This window comes from Streptococcus suis (assembly GCF_019794555.1).
In the GTDB taxonomy this organism is placed as follows: Bacteria; Bacillota; Bacilli; order Lactobacillales; family Streptococcaceae; genus Streptococcus; species Streptococcus suis_AB.
This window is the reverse complement of the sequence record NZ_JAIMEP010000051.1, coordinates 1-6,433: the sequence shown is the minus strand read 5'-3', so window position 1 is coordinate 6,433 and position 6,433 is coordinate 1. Positions and strand designations below refer to the sequence as shown.

The window sequence follows — 6,433 nt, the reverse complement described above, 5'->3', positions numbered from 1 at the left end:
TGTTACAATAGTCATAGGTTCTATATCCTTCTAGGTTATTTACGCATTTCCTAGGATATAGGACTTTTTTTGTTTTGAAAACCTGTAAACGTTTTTCCGAGAATTATTTTACACTAACGAGTTCTTCTCAGCTGTCACAAGTCCAATGGCATTTTTGGGAAAATTCCGAGGAAATATGATAAAATAGTCAACATGAAAAAGAAAAGAACAGCCTTGCTAGCAGGCTTATTGGGGGCAGGTGTGCTCACCGCTAGTGCTCAATTTTACCGTAAGGTTCAGGAAGACCGTAAAAAAGCACAGGCCTTGCAGGAGGTGCGTGACTTTTTCGCTAATGTAGGAGAAATTGCGACGGTCTATGTGGATGAAACAGCCTCAACGCAAGACTCTCTCGTTGGAGGAGTTGTGATGGAGGCAGGACAGGTGTTTCTATTTGAAAATGCCCAAGGTTCTATTCAATACAGGGAGGAAGAAAGATGATTTTTCCAACAAATCTTGAAGAAGTAGCTGCCTTGATTGAAGATGGCAAGCCGACTGTTTTTCTATTTGTGACGACTTGGTGTGGAGACTGCCACTATATCAAACCGCATTTGCCAGCTATCGAAGAGGCTTTTCCAAATTTCCGTTTTGTGCAACTAGACCGAGATGACTTTATGCCTTTGGCGCAGGAATGGGCTATTTTAGGCATTCCAAGTCTGGTTGTTTTGGAAAATGGTAAGGAAATCGGTCGTTTTGTCGATAAGAATCGCAAGACCAAGGAAGAAATCATGAACTTCTTATCTGGATTGGGTAGATAGATGAGCAGAGAAGCTCTGCTATGTCCAAAAGAAAGGAAAGAACATGAAGAAAACACTAGGAAAAATTCTTCTAGCACCTGTGGTGCTAGGATTGAGTTTAAGTTTGGCACCGCTGGCTCAAGCGGAAATTCAGACGGATGTCATCAATGAAAAATGGGGCAAGCCAACACTGGTCTATGGTGGCGGTTTGTCAGATGCGCAGGCGACAGAGGTCAACAATCTATTTGGTATTTCGGATGTCAATAATGTCAGTCGTCAGGTGGTTGTTGGCGCGGATATGGATCAATATTTAGGTACATCTGGAGCGGACACAGCCTCCCTCTATTCATCTGTCCTGGTGCAAAAGCAGGACGCTGGCAAAGGGGTTGTGGTGGATATTAAGACGCCACAGAACATCACCTTGATTACCGAAACGCAGTATGCCAATGCGGCCATTACAGCTGGTGCGACGGATGTCTTGATTGACGTAGCTTCTCCGATTCAGGTGACGGGAGAGTCCGCTCTGACAGGTGTTTACAAGGCTCTTGCAGCCAATGGTGAAACAGTTGATACAGCCCGAACCGAAGTGGCTCAACAGGAGCTAGAGACAGTCAATGAAGTGGCGACGGCTCATACAGGTGACTCCAATTTTGATAGTTCAGCCTTGGATAAGGCGGTAGCGGAAATCAAGACAGCTCTTGCCGACTACAAAAAGTCCAATGGTCAGGTGGCTTCTGAGGCTGACATCAACACCATCATCAATGATGTTTTGGCTCAAAACGGTTTGGAAAATGTCATCACAGCAGATGAAGTTTCAAAACTAGTTACCTTTGCCAAAGCCTATCAGGAAACCTCTGCTATTGATTCGGCTGAGGTAGCTGCCCAGCTCAACCAGTTCAAGCAACAGGCGGAGCAACAAATTTCAGAAGCCTATAAGAATCTACAAGATTCAGGGATTTTAGAAAAAATCGGTGCCTTTTTTGAAAATCTTTGGAAAGGCTTGATTGGTCTATTTGCATAAAGGAGAAATGAAAAGAAATGATTTTTACATATAATAAGGAACACGTTGGCGATGTTCTGATGGTGATTGTTGCTGAGGACAAGGGGCAGGCTGTCCAGTTTGAACGCAAGGGTCAAGTGGCGCGTGTTTTCTTAGAAGAAACAGGAAAAACAGTGGCCTGGAATATCTTTGATGTATCGAGCTTGATTGAGATTGCCGGAAATGGGCAAGTTTTCCTGACAGACGAGCAAATTGCGACCTTGAATGCAGTATTAGCAAAAGAAGGCTTTACTGAAAGCTTGGTCAACGACAATGCTCCAAAGTTTGTTGTCGGTCAGATTGCGGAAATGGTTCCTCATCCAGACAGCGACCACCTCAATATCTGTCAGGTCAATGTTGGTGACAAAACAGTGCAAATCGTAGCTGGTGCCCCGAATGCTGCCCAAGGATTGAAAACCATTGTGGCTCTTCCGGGGGCAATGATGCCGAGCGGTAGCCTGATTTTCCCAGGGAAATTACGTGGTGAGGACAGCTTTGGTATGATGTGCAGTCCGCGTGAATTGGCACTGCCAAACGCCCCACAAGTTCGTGGTATTATCGAATTGGACGACTCCGCAGAAGTCGGAGCAGCCTTTGAACCAGCAAAACACTGGAAGGGATAGAAAAGAAGAATTGGTCAATTTTGGCCAATTCTTTTATAGTATCTGGATTTTTCTTTCAATAGCCTTTAGGATGTCAGTAGTCAAGGCCTGTTGTGATTTGAGTTGGAAATAGAGACTGGACAGGAAATGTTGGAGATTGAGCCATCGGAAGTAGTCTAATGGTTCTTGGTTGGGAAAGTCTAGCTCGCTAATCCATTCAGTCAGCTCTTGGCTTGATACTTTTCCCTTCAGCAAAAGGTAGACAGGGATTTGTGCTAAGCGAATTTCCTCTCCAGCTGTGAAGGTTTGATTCTGTTTAGATAGACAAGTAAGAACGGCTTGCCAAACCTCTTTGCTTTTTGAGACAGGAAATTTGGTGTGATAGCTTGCGGCCAACAAGAAATCGGCCCCATGTGCAGCGGTGTGGATCCAGCCGAGTTTTTCATCATAACCAGACCAGTCATTTTCAATTGTCAAATAATTCAAGGCCTGTTGAAAAAGTAGTTCGCGGTCCTCGTCGTTTAAAAAAGCATGATAAATAGACTCAGAATCATTATCGACAGACAGCAGAAGACAGTAAAGCAAGCAAGTAAAACTTCGTTTTAGTGTGGACGCTTCTAGGGAAAATGGATTGGTGTCCTGTGAACGCTGAAGTAATTCCTGTGCTTGTTCTCGTGTAATCAAATCGTTTAGCAAGATATGACAAAAGGTAGCGTAGACCAATTTGTCACGAATATCAGAATCGGGATGACCGATGTTTTCCAGCAACCAAGCTAGTTCCTGATTGGTATAAGGTTGGGTAGAATGGAGCTTTGAGGTAAGGATATTTTTCATATATTTTTCTCCTTTTTCATCATTTTATCATCTTTTCTACGAATAAATAATGTAGGAGGATAAAAAATGTATAATAAAATCATTGCAATCGGTCGCTTGACGGCCCAACCAGAACTGACTCAAACGCCAAATGGCAAAAATCTGACTCGTGTAACTGTCGCAGTCAATCGCCGATTTAAGACAGAAAATGGTGAGCGTGAAGCAGATTTTCTTAATATTATTTTCTGGGGCAAACTGGCGGAAACACTGGTTTCTTATGGCGGCAAGGGCAGTCTGATTTCTATTGACGGTGAGTTGCGAACGCGAAAATACGAAAAAGATGGCAGCAACCACTATGTGACAGAGATTCTAGGTCAATCATTCCAATTGCTTGAAAGTCGTGCTCAACGAGCTATGCGTGAAAATAATACGAATGATGATTTGGCGGATGTGATTTTGGAAGAGGAAGAATTACCGTTTTAGTGTAATATCCGTCCCAAGACCGATGGAGCGTATTGAAAAATAGGTTATACTTTAGTCAATCCTAAATATTTTTCATATCTCCTTAAAGACACCAATGAAAGTTGGTGTTTTTTGTGTCCTATTTCCTATCACTCCACCATTCTATCAGCATGATAATTAGAGAAAGTAGGATAACTCCGTAGAAGAAAAAGATGATGTAGTGAGGGTGGCAAAAGAAAAATATCCAGACTAGCCAGAGTAGACAGACGAATATCATTTTCCCACCAAAGCCTAATTTACGTTTTAAAACCATTCTGCAAAACTTTCGTGAACGGAAAATCGGCTTTCAAGGTAATCTGTTTTTAAATCTCTAAAAAATCTCATAAACACCCCCTAACTTGTTAAAAATAGTATAGCATAGTTCAACAATAATGAATAGGTAAATTCTATCTCATACTTAAGAAGGATTTTCACGAAAAAGGAATAGAATTTTCTTGACTATTTTTGACCAAGTGATACAATAGGAAATGTGAATTAGCACTCATGTGTATAGAGTGCTAAAAATATCAGGAGGTAGTAGTATGTTAAAACCATTGGGCGATCGTATCGTCGTAAAAATTGAAGAAAAAGAACAAACTGTTGGTGGCTTTGTCTTAGCAGGCGCAAGCCAAGAAATGACAAAAGAAGCAAGTGTCCTAGCGATTGGACAAGGAATTCGTACCTTGAACGGAGACCTGGTAGCACCTGCTGTGGCAGTTGGTGACACAGTGTTGATTGATGCTCATGCAGGCTTGGAAGTAAAAGACGGTAACCAGACCGTTCACATCATTCGTGAAGCTGATATTTTAGCAATCGTTGAATAAGAAACTAAACTAATAGAAAAGGATTTGAACCCGCTTGTGAAATTGTAAGAAATGTGAAATAGTTTTTTTTATTCATTTAGGCGGGAGGGTATTATTATGGCAAAAGAAATTAAATTTGCAGCAGATGCTCGTGAGAGCATGGTTCGTGGTGTTGATATTTTGGCTGATACGGTCAAAGTAACCTTGGGACCAAAAGGTCGCAATGTTGTCTTGGAAAAAGCATATGGATCACCACTCATTACAAACGACGGTGTGACAATTGCCAAAGAAATTGAGCTGGAAGACCATTTTGAAAATATGGGTGCTAAGTTGGTATCCGAAGTGGCTTCAAAAACCAATGACATCGCTGGTGACGGGACAACAACTGCAACTGTCTTGACCCAAGCTATCGTACGTGAAGGCTTGAAAAACGTAACTGCAGGTGCCAACCCAATCGGTATTCGTCGCGGGATTGAAGCAGCAGTTACAACAGCAGTTGAGGCTCTGAAGGCGCAGGCCAATCCAGTTTCAAATAAAGAAGAAATTGCTCAAGTTGCAGCCGTGTCTTCACGTTCTGAAAAAGTTGGTGAGTACATCTCAGAAGCTATGGAGCGAGTGGGAACAGATGGTGTTATTACCATTGAAGAATCTCGCGGTATGGAAACAGAATTGGATGTGGTTGAAGGTATGCAATTCGACCGTGGTTATCTGTCACAATATATGGTAACAGATAATGAAAAGATGGTGGCTGAACTTGAAAATCCATTCATCTTGATTACCGATAAGAAAATTTCTCATATTCAAGATATTTTACCACTTTTGGAAAGCATTCTCCAAACCAATCGTCCATTGTTGATTATTGCTGACGATGTGGATGGGGAAGCCTTACCAACACTTGTACTCAACAGGATTCGTGGTACTTTCAACGTAGTTGCTGTTAAGGCGCCAGGATTTGGTGACCGTCGTAAAGCTATGTTGGAAGATATTGCTATCTTGACCGGCGGTACAGTGATTACAGAAGACCTTGGTTTAGACTTGAAAGATGCGACCATCGAAGCACTAGGTCAAGCAGCTAAAGTTGTGGTCGATAAAGATGGTACAACCGTTGTTGAAGGTGCTGGAAATCCAGAAGCAATTGCCAACCGTGTCGCTGTTATCAAGTCACAAATTGAGGTAACCACTTCAGAATTTGACCGTGAAAAATTGCAAGAGCGCTTGGCTAAATTGTCAGGTGGTGTCGCTGTCATCAAAGTTGGTGCTGCTACTGAGACTGAGCTGAAAGAAATGAAACTCCGTATCGAAGACGCCCTCAACGCAACACGTGCCGCAGTTGAAGAAGGAATCGTAGCCGGTGGTGGTACAGCTCTTGTCAATGTTATCGATAGTGTAGCGAAATTGGAGTTGAAAGGCGACGATGAAACAGGACGTAATATTGTCCTGCGTGCCTTGGAAGAACCAGTTCGTCAGATTGCCTATAACGCAGGTTATGAAGGTTCAGTTATCATTGACAAGTTGAAGAATTCAGAACTTGGCACTGGTTTTAACGCTGCGACAGGCGAATGGGTCAACATGATGGATGCAGGTATTATTGATCCTGTTAAAGTAACACGTTCAGCCCTTCAAAATGCAGCTTCTGTAGCCAGCTTGATTTTGACAACAGAAGCAGTTGTTGCCAACAAACCAGAACCAGCCGCTCCAGCTATACCACAAGGTATGGATGGAATGGGAATGGGTTATTAATTAGATTAAAGGAAACACAGTCGAAAGGCTGTGTTTTTCTTGAAAAGTACGACGGGCATGTCGTACATCTGAGGTGAAAGTCCTCCGTGGGCACCCGCTACCGGTGAACCCAATAGCGACTCCCAAGCCTGACTATCGTGAGGTAGCGGGGAGAGGAAGGGA

8 protein-coding genes are annotated in these 6,433 nt (G+C 42.8%); 7 read left to right on the top strand and 1 reads right to left on the bottom strand.

The features are described 5' to 3' along the window. The first annotated feature begins 192 nt into the window (after positions 1–192). The 4 genes from K6V48_RS11375 to ytpR are packed head-to-tail and all read left to right on the top strand — an operon-like array spanning position 193 to position 2,435. On the top strand, positions 193–477 hold the full coding sequence (locus K6V48_RS11375; RefSeq protein ID WP_002936537.1) for a DUF4651 domain-containing protein: 285 nt from the start codon (positions 193–195) through the stop codon (positions 475–477). Then, complete coding sequence (locus tag K6V48_RS11370) at positions 474–794, top strand: thioredoxin family protein (RefSeq protein ID WP_172030362.1); 321 nt, start codon at positions 474–476, stop codon at positions 792–794. Before K6V48_RS11375 ends, K6V48_RS11370 begins: the two co-directional genes overlap by 4 nt. Positions 795–837: 43 nt before the next feature. Further along, the gene (locus K6V48_RS11365) at positions 838–1,794 is read left to right on the top strand and encodes a DUF1002 domain-containing protein (protein WP_172066405.1); all 957 of its coding nucleotides are present in this window, start codon (positions 838–840) and stop codon (positions 1,792–1,794) included. A gap of 17 nt (positions 1,795–1,811) precedes the next feature. After that, positions 1,812–2,435, top strand: a complete 624-nt coding sequence (ytpR, locus tag K6V48_RS11360; protein ID WP_222369804.1) for a YtpR family tRNA-binding protein — start codon at positions 1,812–1,814, stop codon at positions 2,433–2,435. A 33-nt stretch (positions 2,436–2,468) separates the two neighbouring features. Here the strand turns inward: ytpR and K6V48_RS11355 are convergent, their stop codons facing one another. Then, positions 2,469–3,248, bottom strand: coding sequence for a DUF2785 domain-containing protein (locus tag K6V48_RS11355; protein ID WP_222369799.1), 780 nt, complete (start codon positions 3,246–3,248; stop codon positions 2,469–2,471). Between the two features lie 66 nt (positions 3,249–3,314). On the opposite strand from K6V48_RS11355, the gene K6V48_RS11350 reads away from it, so the two are divergent. The 3 genes from K6V48_RS11350 (at position 3,315) to groL (ending at position 6,271) form a co-directional block, all read left to right on the top strand. After that, entirely contained in the window at positions 3,315–3,710 is a 396-nt protein-coding gene (locus K6V48_RS11350; RefSeq protein WP_172039244.1) for a single-stranded DNA-binding protein, read from the top strand. 560 nt (positions 3,711–4,270) lie between these two features. Continuing rightward, complete coding sequence (gene groES / locus K6V48_RS11345; protein WP_222369796.1) at positions 4,271–4,552, top strand: co-chaperone GroES; 282 nt, start codon at positions 4,271–4,273, stop codon at positions 4,550–4,552. A 96-nt stretch (positions 4,553–4,648) separates the two neighbouring features. Further along, a complete protein-coding gene (gene groL, locus K6V48_RS11340) occupies positions 4,649–6,271 on the top strand; it encodes a chaperonin GroEL (RefSeq protein WP_222369793.1) in 1,623 nt (540 codons plus the stop codon). Positions 6,272–6,433: the final 162 nt, after the last annotated feature.

Excerpts from the sequence above, each read along its gene's own strand:
- K6V48_RS11355 (WP_222369799.1), bottom strand. The coding sequence starts at position 3,248 with ATGAAAAATATCCTTACCTCAAAGCTCCATTCTACCCAACCTTATACC.
- K6V48_RS11365 (WP_172066405.1), top strand. The coding sequence starts at position 838 with ATGAAGAAAACACTAGGAAAAATTCTTCTAGCACCTGTGGTGCTAGGA.
- K6V48_RS11375 (WP_002936537.1), top strand. The coding sequence starts at position 193 with ATGAAAAAGAAAAGAACAGCCTTGCTAGCAGGCTTATTGGGGGCAGGT.
- groL (WP_222369793.1), top strand. The coding sequence starts at position 4,649 with ATGGCAAAAGAAATTAAATTTGCAGCAGATGCTCGTGAGAGCATGGTT.
- K6V48_RS11370 (WP_172030362.1), top strand. The coding sequence starts at position 474 with ATGATTTTTCCAACAAATCTTGAAGAAGTAGCTGCCTTGATTGAAGAT.
- groES (WP_222369796.1), top strand. The coding sequence starts at position 4,271 with ATGTTAAAACCATTGGGCGATCGTATCGTCGTAAAAATTGAAGAAAAA.
- ytpR (WP_222369804.1), top strand. The coding sequence starts at position 1,812 with ATGATTTTTACATATAATAAGGAACACGTTGGCGATGTTCTGATGGTG.
- K6V48_RS11350 (WP_172039244.1), top strand. The coding sequence starts at position 3,315 with ATGTATAATAAAATCATTGCAATCGGTCGCTTGACGGCCCAACCAGAA.